This window comes from Massilia sp. Leaf139 (assembly GCF_001424165.1).
GTDB lineage: Bacteria > Pseudomonadota > Gammaproteobacteria > Burkholderiales > Burkholderiaceae_D > Telluria.
The window spans coordinates 90,096-105,584 of sequence record NZ_LMOJ01000022.1 but is presented as its reverse complement, the minus strand read 5'-3'; the positions used below and the strand labels follow the sequence as shown (position 1 = coordinate 105,584).

Below are 15,489 nucleotides of genomic sequence, written 5' to 3'. Positions count from 1 at the left end.
CTTCATGCAATACAAAGCCCTGGCCGCTGCGCTGATCACGACCCTTCCGCTGTTCGCCCACGCGCAGACCAACGTCACCGTCTATGGCATCATGGACGCGGCCGTCGCCGTCGAGGACACCGACGCACCGGGCGAGAAGCGCCGCACCGTCATCAACTCGGGCAACCAGTCGAGCAGCCGCCTGGGCTTCCGCGGTACCGAAGACCTGGGCAACGGCCTGAAAGCGATCTTCAACATCGAAGCCGGCGTCGCCCTCGACACCGGCGCCGCCGACTCGGCACTGTTCGGCCGCCGCTCGGTGGTCGGCCTGCAAGGCAACTTCGGCCAGATCACCGTCGGCCGCGAATACAGCCCGATCGCCTCGGTCGCCGCCGCCACCGACGTCTTCGGCCAGGGCTTCTACGGCAGCAACCTGTCGGCCTTCACCACCAACCGCCTGACCCGCCGTCTGTCGAACTCGGTCAACTTCAAGAGCAATCCGATGTCGGGCTTCAGCGTGCTGGCCGCCTACTCGGCCGGCGAGCGCACGACCGGCGGCCCGGACGGCAACCTGCTGGGCGTGGCGCTGGAATTCGCCAACGGCCCGTTCTACCTCGGCGCCGGCTACCACGTGTTCGAACGCGTGGCGCTGGACGACGACAAGGAAATCGCCTTCGGCGCCGGCTACAAGATCGGCGCCTTCGACCTGAAGGCCAACTACCTGTCCGCCGACCAGGCCGGCGCGAATAACGAATTCGAGCAGATCAACGTGGGCGCCGCCTACACCATGGGCTCGAACAAGTTCTTCGTCAACCTGCAGCGCAACGAAATCGAAAGCGGCGCGCGTGGCAACGCCTGGGCCGTGGCCTACACCTACGCGCTCTCGAAGCGCACCAACGTGTACACCAGCTACGGTTCGGTGCGCAACAACGAGCGCGCCGTGTTCGGCCTGAACTCGTCGTCGACCAACGTGACCCCGCCGGCGACCGCGCTGGGCGCCGATCCGACCGCGTTCACGGTGGGTGTGCGTCACTCGTTCTGATTGGTGTGATGTAAGAGGAAAAACGCGCGCCTCGGCGCGCGTTTTTTATATGAGACCCGATGTCTCGTAGGGGTAATTGAGGCCAATGGCCTCAATTACGGGTTCACCGGGCGCCCCGTGCCCACGCGTAAACGGTGCGCATTGTTTGACGTGACGAATGCGTGGCGACAATGGTCGTCATTCCCGTGTGGGCACGGGGCGCCCACCCTACATGATCATTTGAGGCGGCAGGTCAGGATCCAGAAAAACTCCACCCGCTCGATCTTGATCTCCTTGCCCACATTCCCCAGCCGCTTGCGCAAGGCGCTGTCCGACTGATAACTCTTCGGCAGCTCGAAACGCTCGCCGTCCGGCGTTGTGAGGATCTCGTAGGTCGTCCCGTCCGCATCCGTACGCGCGATCGTCTCGCTGAAGCCTTCGACGAAGGAATCGTCCAGGATCACCAGCAGCACGTCCTTGCCCAGGCGCTTCTTCAGCGTCGCCAGCAGCTGTTCCTGCTCCTTCTTGTTCAGGTGGGCCCACAGGAAACTCACCAGCACGGCGGAGAACTTGCCGATGTCCTCGGGCAGGCCGAGGGCGTCAGCGACGCGGAAGCGAACCTTGTCCTCCGCCATCGGACGCGCACGCGCGATGTCGACCAGGGAAGCGTTGATGTCCACCGCCAGCACCGACAGTGCCGACTCGGCCACGACTTCCGTCCAGAAACCGGTGCCGCAGCCCAATTCCAGCACCGTGTGCCCGGCCAGCAGGTTGCCGAGGTGGATGCTCATGTCGTCGATGTCTTCATCCATGTCCGGCTCGAGGTACTTGTCCTCGAGCGCCTCGCCCAGCAGGGCGTAATATTTTGCTACTTGTTGATTGCTCATGCTTTTCTCGTAAAGCGCATTGCTTCAAAGTTCGTAATTCTCACCGCCGCGCATCGCCGCCTCGACCATCTTGCGGGTCAGGCTCGGCGCCAGCAGTTCGATGAAGGTATAAATATAACTGCGCAGGTAGGCGCCCTGCTTCACCGCCACGCGCGACACGTTCATGCCGAACAAGTGGCCGACGGGAATCGTCCGCAGGTTGCGGTCGCGTTCGGTGTCGAAGGCCATGCCGGCGATGATGCCCACGCCCATGCCCAGCTCGACATAGGTCTTGATGACGTCGGCGTCGATCGCTTCCAGCAGCACGTCCGGCTTCAGCTCGCGCAGGGTGAAGGCATGGTCGATCTTGCTGCGCCCGGCAAAGGCGGCGTCGTAAGTGATCAGCGGGTAGCTGGCGATCTCTTCCAGCGAGACCGCCTTCGAGCGCAGCAGCTCGTGTTCCGGCGGCACCACCACCACGTGTTCCCATTGGTAGCAGGGCAAGGTCACCAGCCCGTCCATCGCCGCGATGGCTTCGGTGGCGATTGCCAGGTCGGCCTGGCCGGTCTTGACCATGTCGGCGATCTGCTTCGGGTTGCCTTGCAAAAGAGACAAGCGCACCTTGGGGAACTTCTGCATGAAGGCCTGCACCACCTTCGGCAGCATGTAGCGCGCCTGGGTGTGGGTGGTGGCAATGGTGAAACTGCCGCTGTCGTGGGCCGCGTATTCCTTGCCGATGCGTTTCAGGCTTTCGATCTCCTGCATGATCAGCTCGACCGATTCCAGCACCAGCCGGCCCGGCTCGGTCAGCCCGCGGATGCGCTTGCCGTGGCGGGTGAAGATGTCGACGCCGAGCTCTTCTTCCAGCTCGATGATGGCCTTCGACACCCCTGGCTGCGAGGTGAACAGGGCCTTGGCGGCGTCGGTCAGGTTGTAGTTCTGGCGCACGGCTTCGCGGACGAAGCGCAATTGATGAAGGTTCATTCCTATTATTGAAAAAGTTGTGGAAACGCCAGTCGGTATTTTATGCGATTGCTTATGCCCCTACCGTATATAAGCAAATAAATTGTCAGTCGTTTGGAATAAAGCTGTCTGCCCTTACCATTCGTTCTAGCTTACCGGGCTCATAACCCGACCTTCCAGGATACCTTTATGTACCGCTACGACCAATACGACCATCTCATCGTCCGCGAGCGCATTGCGCAGTACCGCGACCAGGTTGCCCGCCGCCTGAACGACGAGCTGACCGAAGAAGAGTTCCTGCCGCTGCGCCTGCAAAACGGCCTGTACATGCAGCGTCATGCCTATATGCTGCGCATCGCCGTGCCCTATGGCCTGCTGTCGACCGCCCAGATGCGCATGTTCGCCCACATCGCGCGCAAGTACGACCGCGGCTATGGCCACTTCACGACGCGCCAGAACATCCAGTTCAACTGGATCGAGCTGGAACAGACCCCGGACATCCTGACCGACCTGGCCTCGGTGGAAATGCACGCCATCCAGACCTCGGGCAATTGCATCCGCAATATTACGACCGACGAGTTCGCCGGCGTGGCGGCCGACGAGATCATGGATCCGCGCCCCTTCGCCGAGATCCTGCGCCAGTGGAGCACCTTCCACCCCGAATTCATCGCCCTGCCCCGCAAGTTCAAGGTGGCGATCAACGGCGCCGTCGAAGACCGCGCAGCGATCGCCATCCACGACATCGGCCTGACGCTCACCCATAACGAGGCGGGCGAAGTCGGCTTCAAGTTCATGGCCGGCGGCGGCATGGGCCGTACTCCGATCCTGGGCAGCGTGATCCGCGAATTCCTGCCGTGGCAGCACCTGCTGACCTATACCGAAGCCGTAATGCGCGTGTACAACTCGTACGGCCGCCGCGACAACAAGTACAAGGCCCGCATCAAGATCCTGCTCAAGGCCCTGGGCGTGGAGGAATTCACGCGTCTGGTCGAGGAAGAATGGCAAGACCTGAAGGATGGCCCGGAAACCCTGACCCAGGAAGAATACGACCGCGTGGCCGCCTATTTCGAAGCGCCGGCCTACGCCACCCTGGACGACAGCAACCCGCTGCTGGCCCATCCGGACAACAAGGCCTTCGCCAACTGGCTCAACCGCAACGTCAAGCCCCATAAAGTGCCGGGCTATGCCTCGGTCGTGCTGTCGCTGAAGAAGACCGGCGTGCCGCCGGGCGACGCCACCGCCGAGCAGATCGACTTCGTGGCCGACCTGGCCGACAAGTTCAGCTTCGGCGAATTGCGCGTGACCCACGAGCAGAACCTGGTGCTGGCCGACGTCAAGCAGTCGGATCTGTTCGAGGTCTGGACGCTGGCCAAGGCCAAGGGCCTGGCGACGCCGAACATCGGCCTCCTGACCGACATCATTTCCTGCCCTGGCGGCGATTTCTGCTCGCTGGCGAATGCGAAATCGATCCCGATCGCGGCGGCCATTGCCGAGCGCTTCGACAACCTCGACTTCCAGCACGACATCGGCGACATCGAACTGAACATCTCGGGCTGCATCAACGCCTGCGGCCACCACCACGTCGGTTCGATCGGCGTGCTCGGCGTCGACAAGGACGGCAGCGAGTGGTACCAGGTCTCGATCGGCGGCGCCCAGGGCAACAACTCGGCCATCGGCAAGATCATCGGCCCCTCGTTCTCGGGCGGTCAGATGCCGGAAGTGATCGACCGCCTGCTGCAGGTGTATGTGAACCACCGCTTCGAAGGCGAACGCTTCGTCGAGACCGCCCAGCGCCTGGGCATCGCACCATTCAAAGAACACGTGTACGCCACGCCGATTTCCAAAGGCGAACTGGTTGGGGAAGACCATGCTTGAAGCACATAAAGAAATCATCCGCGGCCGCGAAGTCGTTCCAGATGACTGGAGCGTGCTGCGCCTGGCCGAGGGCGATGCGGCGGAATCCGTCGTCGTCCCCGCAGGCAAGGTCATCGTGCCGCTGACGGTCTGGCTGGCGCAGAAGGACACCCTGGCGCAGCGCGCCGAGCTGGGTGTGTGGATCGCCGCCGACGAGCGTTTCGAAGCGCTCAAGGGCGAGTCCGACCGCTTCGCCGTGATCGCCGTCGACTTCCCGAAATTTTCCGATGGCCGCGGCTATTCGATCGCCTTCAACGTGCGCAAGCGCCTCGGCTACACGGGCGAACTGCGGGCGATCGGCGACGTGCTGCGCGACCAGCTGTTCTCGATGTCGCGCGTCGGCTTCAATGCCTACGCCACGCGCAAGGACCGCTCGATCCATGACGCCCTGAAGGGTCTCACGGTGTTTTCCGAGACTTACCAGGCTTCGGTCGACCAGCCGCTGCCACTGTTCCGCCGCAAGGAACGCGACGTGCCGCCAGAGCACACCGACGTCGGCGCCGGCATCTGAGAACGCACTGGAACCCGCACTGGAAACATCTATGAGCGACCTCGCCATCCGCGTCCGCGAAACCGAAGCCATCCTGGCGCGCATCGTCCGCGATTTCACGCCGGCCGTGTTCGCCTCCAGCCTGGCCGCCGAGGACATGGTGCTGACCGACCTGATCCTGCGTGCCAAGCTGCCGATCGGCATCTTCTCGCTGGAGACGGGCCGCCTGCACCGGGAGACCCTGGCCGTGCTGGACGCCGTCAAGGCGCATTACGGCTACGACATCGCACTGTTCCGCCCGCAGACCGAGGCGGTCGACGCCTACGTCGCCCAGAATGGCCTGAACGCCTTCTACGACAGCGTCGAGATGCGCCGCGAGTGCTGCCGCATCCGCAAGGTCGAACCGCTGGGACGCGCCCTGCTCGGCAACCAGGCCTGGATCACCGGCCAGCGCCGCGCGCAGTCAAGCACGCGTTCCGACCTGCGCGTGGAGGAAGACGATCCGGCCCATTTCATAACCAAGTTCAATCCGCTGGCCGACTGGTCCGAGGAGAACGTCTGGGAATACCTCCGCGCCAACGGGGTGCCCTACAACGCCCTGCACGACCGCGGCTACCCGTCGATCGGCTGCGAACCCTGCACCCGCGCGATCCAGCCGGGCGAGGACGTGCGCGCCGGCCGCTGGTGGTGGGAAAACCCCGAATCGAAGGAATGCGGCCTGCACGTCGTCGACGGCAAACTTATCCGCATCAAATCCGTGGCAGCTTGAGCCACCAAGAATACAAGGCAAACATGACGAACCTCTCTGACAACGCCGGCATCCTCGCCACCGTCAACGCGCGCCACCTGGACGCGCTCGAATCGGAAGCGATCCACATCCTGCGCGAAGTGGCGGCGGAATGTACGAACCCGGCCCTGCTGTTCTCGGGCGGCAAGGATTCGGTTGTGCTGCTGCGCCTGGCCGAAAAGGCCTTCCGCCCGGGCAAATTCCCCTTCCCGCTTGTGCACATCGATACCGGCCACAATTTCGACGAGGTGATTGCCTTCCGCGACGCGCGCGTCGCGGAACTGGGCGAGCGCCTGATCGTCGGCTCGGTCGAGGAATCGATCCGGAAGGGCACGGTGCGCCTGCGTAACCCGGCCACCGATTCGCGCAACGCGGCCCAGGCCGTGACGCTGCTGGAGACGATCGCCGAACACGGCTTCGACGCCTGCATCGGCGGCGCCCGCCGCGACGAGGAAAAGGCGCGCGCCAAGGAACGCATCTTCTCCTTCCGCGACGAATTCGGCCAATGGGATCCGAAAGCCCAGCGTCCGGAACTCTGGGATCTGTACAACACCCGCGTCCACCCGGGCGAAAATATGCGCGTGTTCCCGATTTCGAACTGGACGGAACTCGATGTGTGGCAGTACATCGCCCGCGAAAAGCTGGCCCTGCCGTCGATCTATTTTGCGCACCAGCGCGAAGTCATTCCGCGCAACGGCCTGCTGGTACCGCTCACCCCGCTGACGCCGGCCAAGGAAGGCGAGACTGTCGAAACCCAGACCGTGCGCTTCCGCACCGTCGGCGACATCAGCTGCACCTGCCCGGTGTCATCGAGCGCGAGCACCGTCGAAACGATCATCGCCGAGACCGCCGTGACGCAAGTCACCGAACGCGGCGCGACCCGGATGGACGACCAGACCTCCGAAGCCTCGATGGAAAAACGCAAGAAGCAAGGATATTTCTGATGAACGCACGCATGGAATCCGGTATGGAAAATCTGACCCAACACAGCCTGCTGCGCTTCATCACCGCCGGCTCCGTCGACGACGGCAAGAGCACCTTGATCGGCCGCTTGCTGTTCGACAGCAAGGGCATCTTCGCCGACCAGCTGGCCGCCGTCTCGCGCTCGAAGCACAAGCGCACCGTGGGCGACACGATCGACCTGTCGCTGCTGACCGACGGCCTGGAAGCGGAACGCGAGCAAGGCATCACGATCGACGTGGCCTACCGTTATTTCGCCACGCCGAAGCGCAAGTTCATCATCGCCGACACGCCGGGCCACGAGCAGTACACCCGCAACATGGTCACCGGCGCCTCGACCGCGGACGCCGTGATCATCCTGGTCGACGTGTCGAAGGTCAAACTCCGCGAAGACGGCGGTGTGGATCTTCTTATCCAGACCAAGCGCCACTCGACCATCGCCAAGCTGCTGCAGATCGAGCACGTGATCGTGGCCGTCAACAAGATGGACTTGATCGGCTACGACCAGGCTGTCTACGAGCGCATCGTCGCCGCCTACGGCGAATTCGCCAACTCGCTGGGCCTGAAGGACGTCAGCGCGATCCCGCTGTCGGCGCTGGCCGGCGACAACGTGGTCGAGCGCAGCGAGAACATGGACTGGTACACCGGCCCGACCCTGATCGAGCTGCTCGAATCCCTTTCGGTCTACGACGAGGCCCATGATGCCCCCTTCCGCTTCCCGGTGCAGCTGGTGGCCCGCCACAACGGCCACGAAGCGAACGACTTCCGCGGCTACATGGGCCGGATCGAGTCCGGCAAGGTCAGCGTCGGCGACAAGCTGGTCGTGCAGCCCTCGAACCAGTCGGCCACCGTCAAGGAGATCCTGACCTTCGACGGCAGCTTGCCGAGCGCCAGCGCCGGCCAGTCGGTCACGCTGCTGCTGGACGAATATCTGGACATCTCGCGCGGCGACACCCTGGTCGGCGCACAAGCGCCTGCGACCCTGCTCAAGCAGGTGGTGGCCGACGTCTGCTGGATGTCGGACGAGCCGCTCGACGCGCGCCGCAAGTACTGGATCAAGCACGGCACGCGCCAGACGGCGGCCAAGGTGACGAAGGTCGAGTCCATCCTGGACATCAACACCCAGCAGCGCAAGACTGTCGACAGCGCTGCTGAAGGCTTGAAGCTGAACGACATCGCGCGCATCAATCTCAACGTGCAGCAGCCGCTGGCGGCCGATGCCTACAGCGACATCCGTGCCACAGGCGCCTTCATCCTGATCGACGAAGTCACGCACCAGACCGTTGCCGCGGGTATGATTCGCCTGGGCGAGTAAATCGGCAACGAGACGGGAGCGGCGCATGGCCTTGCTGGAAAACGAGGTGCTTCGACAATCCGGCAAGGTCTACCTGGTGGGCGCCGGCCCCGGCGCCGCCGACCTGATCACCGTGCGCGGCGCGCGCCTGCTGGCGCAGGCCGACGTGGTGCTCTACGACGCCCTGGTCACGCCGGAGATGCTGGAACTCTGTGCCCAGGCCGAGCTGATCTCGGTCGGCAAGCGCTCGGGCCAGCGCTCGACGGCGCAGGAGGCGATCAACGCCCTGCTGGTCGACTGCGCCTTCAAGTTCAAGACGGTCGTGCGCCTGAAGGGCGGCGACCCGATGCTGTTCGGGCGCGCCGACGAGGAGCTGCGCGCGCTCGAGGCCCACGGCATCGCGGTCGAGATCGTCCCCGGCATCACCACCGCGGTGGCCGCAGCCGCCGCCACCAAGCAGCCGCTCACCAAGCGCGGCGTCGCCCGCAGCGTCGCTTTCTTCACCTCCAGCACCGGCCCCGACCAGCCGGAACATCCGGCCCTGCCCCACACCGACACCATGGTGCAGTACATGGGCGGGCGCGAAGCAGCCGCGACGGCGGAGCGCCTGCTGGCCCAGGGGCGCCCGGCCGACACGCCGGTGGTAGTGGTGGAAAACTGCAGCCGACCCGACGAACGGATCGAACGCTTGCCGCTGTCGGATCTGGCGCGCGGGCTGGAGGCCGCGCACGGGCCGGTGCTGGTGATGATCGGCGAGGCGCTGCGCCTGCGCGAACATCAGCCGGGGCTGGCAGCGGGTGCGGAGCGGGCAGGACGCGGGTTCTAGTCCGGACGGCGCCCGGGTTACGTCTGGACGGCGTCGTATTCGTCGATCAGGCGCAGCAGCTGGTCGGCGGCGGCGTGGGTGTCGGCGTTGACCCGGTTCAGGCGCGCGATGGCGGCTTCCAGGCGCTTGCCGGCCTGTCCCCGGCATTCTCGGCTGTGCCAGCGCGCCAGGTCGCGCCGCATGGTACTCAATTCTTCCTTCAGTTCGTCCAGCATGCGCCGCAGGCTGCGGTCGGCGTCGACCAGGCCGGGCACGCTGCCGGCATGCAGGCGCTGCGACAGGCGCGTGATCTTGACGCCCATCGCCGCCACCCGGCGCGCGGTGGCGTCGATGTGGCGCGCGCAGCGGGTCTGGGCGAACAGGCCGCCCGGCAGGCGCACGCCACCCCAACGGCCGCCCGTCTTCGTGCGCGGGCGCAGGAGTCGTGCAAGCAGCTGTGTGAAGAAGGATGGGAGCATGGGGAGCGCTGGTTGGATGGCTGACTAGCGGAAATGCCCGAGCAGTGTGGGCGGCTTCCTAGTCACTGTCAAACCGGGCGGCGGCACGCAGCCATGATGTGCAGCAAGGCTTTTGCAATCGGCGTCGCAACTTGTTTGGACAATAACGAAAATCGGCGCCTGCCGACGCAAATCGCCGGAGTCGGGTAAGCTCGTCGTTCAGGAATGACAAGCCGCGCGGCGCTGCCGCAGCGAGCATTCTTCGAGCGCCTAACAAAAGCTTCAGAGCAAGGCGCGGCGTCGAAGACAGTACGCCTGTACGGCGAGACGCTGCAACGCAGCTATGGAGCTTTTGTTAGGCGCTCTCTTAAACGAACGAGGAGAAATCGATGCCCGAACAATCGAACTACGTGCCCGCGAAAGTCTGGACGCCGCCGGCGTCGAATGGCGGCATGTTTGCCAACATCAACCGGCCGGTCGCCGGCCCTACCCACGAGGCCGAACTCCCCGTCGGCAAGCATCCGCTGCAGCTGTATTCGCTGGCCACGCCGAACGGGCAGAAGGTCACGATCCTGCTGGAGGAGCTGCTGGCCGCGGGCCACGCCGGCGCCGAGTACGATGCCTGGCTGATCAAGATCAACGAGGGCGCGCAGTTCTCGAGCGGCTTCGTCGAGGTGAACCCGAACTCGAAGATCCCGGCCCTGATGGACCGCAGCGGGCCCGAACCCCTGCGCGTCTTCGAGTCCGGCGCGATCCTGCTGTACCTGGCTGAGAAATTCGGCGCCTTCCTGCCCACCGAGCTGCGCGCGCGCACCGAGACCCTGAACTGGCTGTTCTGGCAGATGGGTTCGGCGCCGATGCTTGGCGGCGGCTTCGGCCACTTCTACGCCTATGCGCCGGAAAAACTCGAATACCCGATCGACCGCTACGCGATGGAAGTCAAGCGCCAGCTCGACGTGCTGGATCGCCAGCTGGCCGACAATCGCTATGTGGCCGGGGGCGAGTACACGATCGCCGACATGGCGATCTGGCCCTGGTACGGAGCGCTGGTGCAGGGCGAGATCTACGAGGCGGGCGAGTTCCTGTCGGTGCATGAGTACACGCACGTGCGCCGCTGGGCCGACGAGATCGCGGCGCGTCCCGCCGTGATCCGCGGCCGCCGCGTCAACCGCGTGCGCGGCAAGCCGGAGGAGCAGCTGGCGGAGCGGCACGACGCGTCGGATCTGGATTGATACCGTAGGGCGGGCTCTCCGCAGTGAAGCCGTAGGTAAGGCCATTGGCCTTACCTACCCCACGCGTTACGTACGGTTGATTTGGCGCGGATTATGGGAATGCCGGAGCGTGTCAGTCTTAATGACGACGCGAATTGCAAACGTTCGTAACGCGTGGGCACAGGTGCCCAGTGAACCCGTCATAGAGGCCATTGGCCTCCATGACCCCATACGGTGCACCACCATCTCGATCAGGTTTTACCCTAGCGACCGGACACAATAGTCCGTCATCGCCGCCAGCACCTGCGGATCTTCCCCCACCGCACCGACGACCGTCAGCTTCAAGCCCGGATGCGCCGCCCGCAGCCCCTCGGCCAGCAGCGGCAAGTCGCGCAGCAAATGCCCGCCCTGCCCCAGGAACACCGGCACGATCGTCACCTCGCCCACGCCTTCCGCCACCAGCTGCGCCACCGTCTCCGGCAAGCGCGGCTCCATCAATTCGAGAAAGGCGAGGCGCACCATGCAATCGGGCAGGCGCGCCGCCGACAGCTCGCGCAGGCGCTCGAAAGGCGCCGCCCAGGATGCGGCACGCGCGCCGTGGGCGAACAGTACCAGGGCCTTGTTCGGCGGCGCCATCAGTGCCGCTCCACCCAGCGCAGCGCGCCGATCGCCAGCAGCAGGAACAGCAGGCTGGGCGCCACCGCCGTCAGGAAGGCGGGCCAGGTCGAAAGCAGGCCCACGTGCGAGAACAAGGCATTGAGCAGCAGGAAACCGATGCCGATCATGATGCCGATGAAAATCTTGAGGCTCACGCCGCCGCTGCGCGTGTGCAGGTAGGCGAAGGGCAAGGCCAGCGCCATCAGCACGAAGATCGCCAACGGGTCGATGATTTTCTTCCAGAACGCGATCTGGAAGCGCTCGCTCTCCTGGCGGTTCTCGGCCAGGTGGCGCGAATAGACCGCCAGTTCGTTGGCCGACATGCGCTCCGGGTCGCGCCGCGAGACTTGCAGGATCTTCGGCGTGATCTCGGAGACCAGGTCGAGGCTGGCCAGCTTGCGGGTGGCGACGGCGCTGGTCTCCTGGCCGTAGGTGCTCTGGATGGTCTGGCCCTGCGGCACGGGCGCGCCCGGCTCGGGCAGCGTGCGGCTGTTGGTAAACAGGGTTTCGCTGACGTCCTGCAGGCGCCAGGTGCCGTTGCCGCTGAAGGTGGCGCTCTTGGCCGTGATCAGGGCGCGCATGCGCATCGTGTTGTCGAACTCGTAGAGGCGCACGTCGAGCAGCGAGCCGTCCGGGCGGATGGTGCGCGCATTGAAGAAGCGCGAACCGTTGATCGGGCCGCGCGCGCCGTTCGTGCCGGCGGCGTGCAGGTTGTCCTTGGTCCACATCCCCGAGCGGAATTCCGAGGCCAGCGTGCTGCCGCGCGCCGACATGCGCACCTTCTCCGCCAGCGGCGCCGTGCGCGGCGTGATCAGCTCGCCGAAGATGAAGGTGACGACGACGAACAGCACGCCGACTTTCGCCAGCATCCAGCCCGCCATGCGCGTCGTCATCGAGGACGCGCGCATGATCGTGAATTCGGAGGTCTGCGCGAACTGCGACATGGCGTAGATCGTGCCGATCAGGGCGGCGACCGGCATCACTTCGTAGACGTGGCCGGGCACCATCAGGGCCACGTACAGCAGCGCGTGCTGGAAGCTGTAGTCGCCCTTGCCCACTTGGGGCAGCTCGCGCGTCAGATCCATGAACGAGATCAGGCCGAGGAAGGCGATCAGCACGAAGACGACCGCCTGCGTGATGTTCACCGCAAAATAACGTTGTAGTACCTTCATGACCGGACTTTCATCGCAACTCCACCGTTGCCGGCACGGGCGCCTTCTTCAGGAGGCGGCGGCGCTTCCAGGCATTGATCAACACCAGTGGGTGGTAATGGTGGTTCACGTTCAGGCGCCATGCGAACAGGGCGACGACGATCAGTCCGACGATCAGGTGCAGCGGCCACCAGGCAAGCGCGAAATCGATGCGCTCGCGCTTGACGCTGGCCTCGACCATCTTCACCAGGTTGTTATAGGTGAAGAAGATCAGCAGGGCGAGGATCAGGTTGGCCGAACTGCCGGCGCGCGGATTGACGAAGCCGAGCGGAATGGCGAGCAGGATCAGCACGAAGCAGACGATCGGCGCCGAGATCCGCGAGAGCAGTTCAGAGCGCGTGTACTGGTTCTTCACGGCCAGCAGGGTGGCCGTCGATTGCGCGTCGAGCGGCACGTCGGTGCCGAGCACGGGCACGCTGGTCGCCACGCGCATGCTGTAGCGCTCGAACTCCATCGACTGGAAATCGGCCTGGCCCGGCATGCCCTGGTAGCGGCGGCCGTTCTTCAGCACCAGGTACTGGCCGCCCTTGCCGTCGGCCTCGATCACGCCTTCGCGCGCGACCACGACGGAGCTGCCGCCATCGGCCTGGTTGGTGCTGACGAAGACGTTCTTCACCACGGTCGATCCGTTGGCGCTGCCTTCGACGAAGAAGACGCGGTCGGCGGACGAGGACTCGCGGAACTGGCCGGGCGCCACGCGCTTGAGGTCCTCGCGCTTTTCGAAGCGCTGGATGAATTCCGCGCTCTTCATCTTGGCCCAGGGCGCGACCACCAGCGACACCGCGCCCACCAGCAGCACCAGCGGAATGCCGAAGGTGAGCACCGGGCGGATCCATGCCAGCAGCGACTGGCCCGAAGCGAACCAGACCACCATTTCGGAATCGCGGTAGCTGCGCGTGACGGCCACCAGCACAGAAATAAAGCTGGTGAGGATCAGGACAGTTGGCAGATAATTCAATGATTGAAACGCAATCAATGCGACGACGTCGCCGGATGCGACTCGCCCGCCCGCGGCCCTGCCGAGGATGGCAATGAGGGTCCAGGTGACGCACACCGTGAACAATACCGTGAAGGTTGCCCCGGCCGCGCTGGCCAGTTCACGATGCAGAGCGCGTTGGAAAATCATTCGATAGTTATAATTGCAGGTTGAGCAGTGGTTTGACCAGATGCGCACAAAACGAAACGGAGAATCAAATGGACTTTAGCATAAAAGCATTCGACACCAAGAACACCCTGTCCGCGGCCAAGACCGGTTGTATCGCAGTGGCGGTGTTCGAAAACAAAAAACTGTCGCAGGCCGCGAAAGCCCTCGATCAAACCGGTGAAATCACTGCGGCACTGAAGTCGGGCGACATCACCGGCAAGGCCGGTTCGACCCTGCTGCTGCGCGGCGTGGCCGGTGTGGCCGCACAGCGCGTGCTGCTGGTCGGGATGGGCGCCGACGAGGCGGTGGGCGAGAAGAACTTCATGACCGCGATCGGCGCGACGCTCAAAACCTTCGCGTCGCTGGGCGCGGCGGACGCCATTATCGCATTTCCAATGACGGAAGTGAAAGAGCGCGATCCGAGCTGGGCCACGCGCGCCATCGTCGTCGCCGCCACCGAGAGCGAATTCCGCACCGACGCGCAAAAGAGCAAGAAGGATCCGGTGCCGGCCGGCGTGCGCAAGGTCGCCATCGCCCTGCCGCTGGCCGACAGCGCCGCCAAGGCCGTCCTGGCGCAATCGATCGCGATCGCCAACGGCATGAGCCTGACCAAGGAACTGGGCAACCTGTCGCCGAACATCTGCACCCCGACCTACCTCGCCACCGTCGCCCGCAAACTGGCCGACGACCACGGCTTCGAGATCGAAGTCCTCGAACGCAAGCAGCTCGAAGCGCTCAAGATGGGTTCCTTCCTGTCGGTTGCCAAGGGCAGCGACGAGGCGCCGAAGTTCATCGTGTTGAAGCACATGGGCGGCGGCAAGAAGGACGCGCCTGTCGTCCTGGTCGGCAAGGGCATCACCTTCGACACCGGCGGCATCTCGATCAAGCCGGGCCCCGGCATGGACGAAATGAAGTACGACATGTGCGGCGCCGGCTCGGTGCTGGGCACCTTCCGCGCCATCGGCGAGATGGGCCTGAAGCTGAACGTGATCGGCATCGTCGCCGCCTGCGAGAACATGCCATCGGGCCGCGCGTCGAAGCCGGGCGACATCGTCACCGCGATGAACGGCCTCACCATCGAGATCCTCAACACCGACGCCGAAGGCCGCCTGATCCTGTGCGACGCCCTCACCTACGCCGAGCGCTTCAAGCCGGCCGCCGTGGTCGACATCGCCACGCTGACGGGCGCCTGCATCGTCTCGCTGGGCCACCACAACAGCGGCCTGTTCACCCGCCACGACGCCGCCCACGACGCCCTGGCCGAGGAACTGCTGGACGCCGGCAAGCAGACCGGCGACGGCGCCTGGCGCCTGCCGATCGGCGAGATCTACAACGAGCAGCTGAAGTCGAACTTCGCGGATCTGGCCAACATCGGCACGCCGGGCGGCGCCTCGATCACGGCGGCCTGCTTCCTTGAGAACTTCACCCGCAACTACACCTGGGCCCACCTCGACATCGCCGGAACGGCATGGAAGAGCGGCGCGGCGAAAGGCGCGACCGGCCGTCCGGTGCCACTGCTGACGACCTTCCTCATGAACCGCGTTTGAAACGCTAAGTTGAAATGAGAACGGGCCGCGTGATGCGGCCCGTTTTTTTTGCGCGACAGTTTGGCTGGATAAATGCCCTACCGTAGGGCGGGCATGCCCGCATCCAGCGCCGATATAGTGGCGCAAACCACCATACCCGGTCATGCATGCGTCATGGGGGGAATGAAGATGCGACACGCACC

Annotated in this window: 15 protein-coding genes; 9 read left to right on the top strand and 6 right to left on the bottom strand. The window is 64.6% G+C overall.

Annotated elements, in window-relative coordinates:
• The first annotated feature begins 4 nt into the window (after window positions 1-4).
• Entirely contained in the window at window positions 5-1,021 is a 1,017-nt protein-coding gene (locus ASF77_RS11875; RefSeq protein WP_056339309.1) for a porin, read from the top strand.
• Between the two features lie 215 nt (window positions 1,022-1,236).
• Here ASF77_RS11875 and ASF77_RS11870 read toward each other — a convergent pair whose 3' ends face one another.
• On the bottom strand, window positions 1,237-1,887 hold the full coding sequence (locus ASF77_RS11870; protein ID WP_056339307.1) for a class I SAM-dependent methyltransferase: 651 nt from the start codon (window positions 1,885-1,887) through the stop codon (window positions 1,237-1,239).
• Window positions 1,888-1,911: 24 nt separating this feature from the next.
• Window positions 1,912-2,850, bottom strand: coding sequence for a CysB family HTH-type transcriptional regulator (locus ASF77_RS11865; protein WP_056339304.1), 939 nt, complete (start codon window positions 2,848-2,850; stop codon window positions 1,912-1,914).
• Window positions 2,851-3,018: 168 nt separating this feature from the next.
• On the opposite strand from ASF77_RS11865, the gene ASF77_RS11860 reads away from it, so the two are divergent.
• Genes ASF77_RS11860 through cobA form a run of 6 tightly spaced genes read left to right on the top strand, consistent with a single transcriptional unit; the run spans window position 3,019 to window position 9,100 of the window.
• Window positions 3,019-4,704, top strand: coding sequence for a nitrite/sulfite reductase (locus ASF77_RS11860; RefSeq protein WP_056339303.1), 1,686 nt, complete (start codon window positions 3,019-3,021; stop codon window positions 4,702-4,704).
• Window positions 4,697-5,254 carry a DUF934 domain-containing protein gene (locus tag ASF77_RS11855; RefSeq protein WP_056339302.1) on the top strand — a complete coding sequence of 186 codons (558 nt, stop codon included), beginning with the start codon at window positions 4,697-4,699 and terminating at the stop codon, window positions 5,252-5,254. Before ASF77_RS11860 ends, ASF77_RS11855 begins: the two co-directional genes overlap by 8 nt.
• 31 nt (window positions 5,255-5,285) lie before the next feature.
• The gene (locus ASF77_RS11850; protein WP_056339300.1) at window positions 5,286-6,002 is read left to right on the top strand and encodes a phosphoadenylyl-sulfate reductase; all 717 of its coding nucleotides are present in this window, start codon (window positions 5,286-5,288) and stop codon (window positions 6,000-6,002) included.
• A 23-nt stretch (window positions 6,003-6,025) separates the two neighbouring features.
• Window positions 6,026-6,964: a sulfate adenylyltransferase subunit CysD gene (gene cysD / locus ASF77_RS11845; protein WP_056340346.1), complete on the top strand. Its 939-nt coding sequence runs from the start codon at window positions 6,026-6,028 to the stop codon at window positions 6,962-6,964.
• Window positions 6,964-8,295 carry a sulfate adenylyltransferase subunit 1 gene (locus tag ASF77_RS11840; RefSeq protein ID WP_056339297.1) on the top strand — a complete coding sequence of 444 codons (1,332 nt, stop codon included), beginning with the start codon at window positions 6,964-6,966 and terminating at the stop codon, window positions 8,293-8,295. Before cysD ends, ASF77_RS11840 begins: the two co-directional genes overlap by 1 nt.
• A 25-nt stretch (window positions 8,296-8,320) precedes the next feature.
• Window positions 8,321-9,100 carry a uroporphyrinogen-III C-methyltransferase gene (gene cobA / locus ASF77_RS11835; RefSeq protein WP_056339293.1) on the top strand — a complete coding sequence of 260 codons (780 nt, stop codon included), beginning with the start codon at window positions 8,321-8,323 and terminating at the stop codon, window positions 9,098-9,100.
• A 17-nt stretch (window positions 9,101-9,117) separates the two neighbouring features.
• Here the strand turns inward: cobA and ASF77_RS11830 are convergent, their stop codons facing one another.
• On the bottom strand, window positions 9,118-9,558 hold the full coding sequence (locus ASF77_RS11830) for a hypothetical protein (RefSeq protein WP_156648867.1): 441 nt from the start codon (window positions 9,556-9,558) through the stop codon (window positions 9,118-9,120).
• A 368-nt stretch (window positions 9,559-9,926) separates the two neighbouring features.
• Here ASF77_RS11830 and yghU point away from each other — a divergent pair, with 368 nt between their 5' ends.
• Window positions 9,927-10,769 (top strand): glutathione-dependent disulfide-bond oxidoreductase, encoded by an 843-nt coding sequence (gene yghU / locus ASF77_RS11825; RefSeq protein WP_056339288.1) that lies wholly within the window; start codon window positions 9,927-9,929, stop codon window positions 10,767-10,769.
• Between the two features lie 237 nt (window positions 10,770-11,006).
• Here yghU and ASF77_RS11820 read toward each other — a convergent pair whose 3' ends face one another.
• From ASF77_RS11820 to lptF, 3 genes are read right to left on the bottom strand one after another with little or no spacing between them, the layout of a single operon-like run.
• Window positions 11,007-11,384: a sirohydrochlorin chelatase gene (locus ASF77_RS11820; RefSeq protein WP_056339286.1), complete on the bottom strand. Its 378-nt coding sequence runs from the start codon at window positions 11,382-11,384 to the stop codon at window positions 11,007-11,009.
• On the bottom strand, window positions 11,384-12,577 hold the full coding sequence (gene lptG, locus ASF77_RS11815) for an LPS export ABC transporter permease LptG (RefSeq protein WP_056339284.1): 1,194 nt from the start codon (window positions 12,575-12,577) through the stop codon (window positions 11,384-11,386). Before lptG ends, ASF77_RS11820 begins: the two co-directional genes overlap by 1 nt.
• A 10-nt stretch (window positions 12,578-12,587) precedes the next feature.
• Complete coding sequence (gene lptF, locus ASF77_RS11810) at window positions 12,588-13,742, bottom strand: LPS export ABC transporter permease LptF (protein ID WP_056339281.1); 1,155 nt, start codon at window positions 13,740-13,742, stop codon at window positions 12,588-12,590.
• A 68-nt stretch (window positions 13,743-13,810) separates the two neighbouring features.
• Between lptF and ASF77_RS11805 the strand changes: the two genes are divergently transcribed.
• Window positions 13,811-15,307, top strand: a complete 1,497-nt coding sequence (locus ASF77_RS11805; protein ID WP_056339279.1) for a leucyl aminopeptidase — start codon at window positions 13,811-13,813, stop codon at window positions 15,305-15,307.
• Window positions 15,308-15,489: the final 182 nt, after the last annotated feature.

What these genes read in the sequence shown, in the direction of transcription:
- ASF77_RS11820 (WP_056339286.1), bottom strand. Translation starts at nt 11,384, where the DNA reads ATGGCGCCGCCGAACAAGGCCCTGGTACTGTTCGCCCACGGCGCGCGT.
- ASF77_RS11830 (WP_156648867.1), bottom strand. Translation starts at nt 9,558, where the DNA reads ATGCTCCCATCCTTCTTCACACAGCTGCTTGCACGACTCCTGCGCCCG.
- ASF77_RS11855 (WP_056339302.1), top strand. Translation starts at nt 4,697, where the DNA reads ATGCTTGAAGCACATAAAGAAATCATCCGCGGCCGCGAAGTCGTTCCA.
- lptF (WP_056339281.1), bottom strand. Translation starts at nt 13,742, where the DNA reads ATGATTTTCCAACGCGCTCTGCATCGTGAACTGGCCAGCGCGGCCGGG.
- yghU (WP_056339288.1), top strand. Translation starts at nt 9,927, where the DNA reads ATGCCCGAACAATCGAACTACGTGCCCGCGAAAGTCTGGACGCCGCCG.
- ASF77_RS11860 (WP_056339303.1), top strand. Translation starts at nt 3,019, where the DNA reads ATGTACCGCTACGACCAATACGACCATCTCATCGTCCGCGAGCGCATT.
- ASF77_RS11840 (WP_056339297.1), top strand. Translation starts at nt 6,964, where the DNA reads ATGAACGCACGCATGGAATCCGGTATGGAAAATCTGACCCAACACAGC.
- cysD (WP_056340346.1), top strand. Translation starts at nt 6,026, where the DNA reads ATGACGAACCTCTCTGACAACGCCGGCATCCTCGCCACCGTCAACGCG.
- ASF77_RS11875 (WP_056339309.1), top strand. Translation starts at nt 5, where the DNA reads ATGCAATACAAAGCCCTGGCCGCTGCGCTGATCACGACCCTTCCGCTG.
- ASF77_RS11870 (WP_056339307.1), bottom strand. Translation starts at nt 1,887, where the DNA reads ATGAGCAATCAACAAGTAGCAAAATATTACGCCCTGCTGGGCGAGGCG.
- ASF77_RS11865 (WP_056339304.1), bottom strand. Translation starts at nt 2,850, where the DNA reads ATGAACCTTCATCAATTGCGCTTCGTCCGCGAAGCCGTGCGCCAGAAC.
- lptG (WP_056339284.1), bottom strand. Translation starts at nt 12,577, where the DNA reads ATGAAGGTACTACAACGTTATTTTGCGGTGAACATCACGCAGGCGGTC.
- ASF77_RS11805 (WP_056339279.1), top strand. Translation starts at nt 13,811, where the DNA reads ATGGACTTTAGCATAAAAGCATTCGACACCAAGAACACCCTGTCCGCG.
- cobA (WP_056339293.1), top strand. Translation starts at nt 8,321, where the DNA reads ATGGCCTTGCTGGAAAACGAGGTGCTTCGACAATCCGGCAAGGTCTAC.
- ASF77_RS11850 (WP_056339300.1), top strand. Translation starts at nt 5,286, where the DNA reads ATGAGCGACCTCGCCATCCGCGTCCGCGAAACCGAAGCCATCCTGGCG.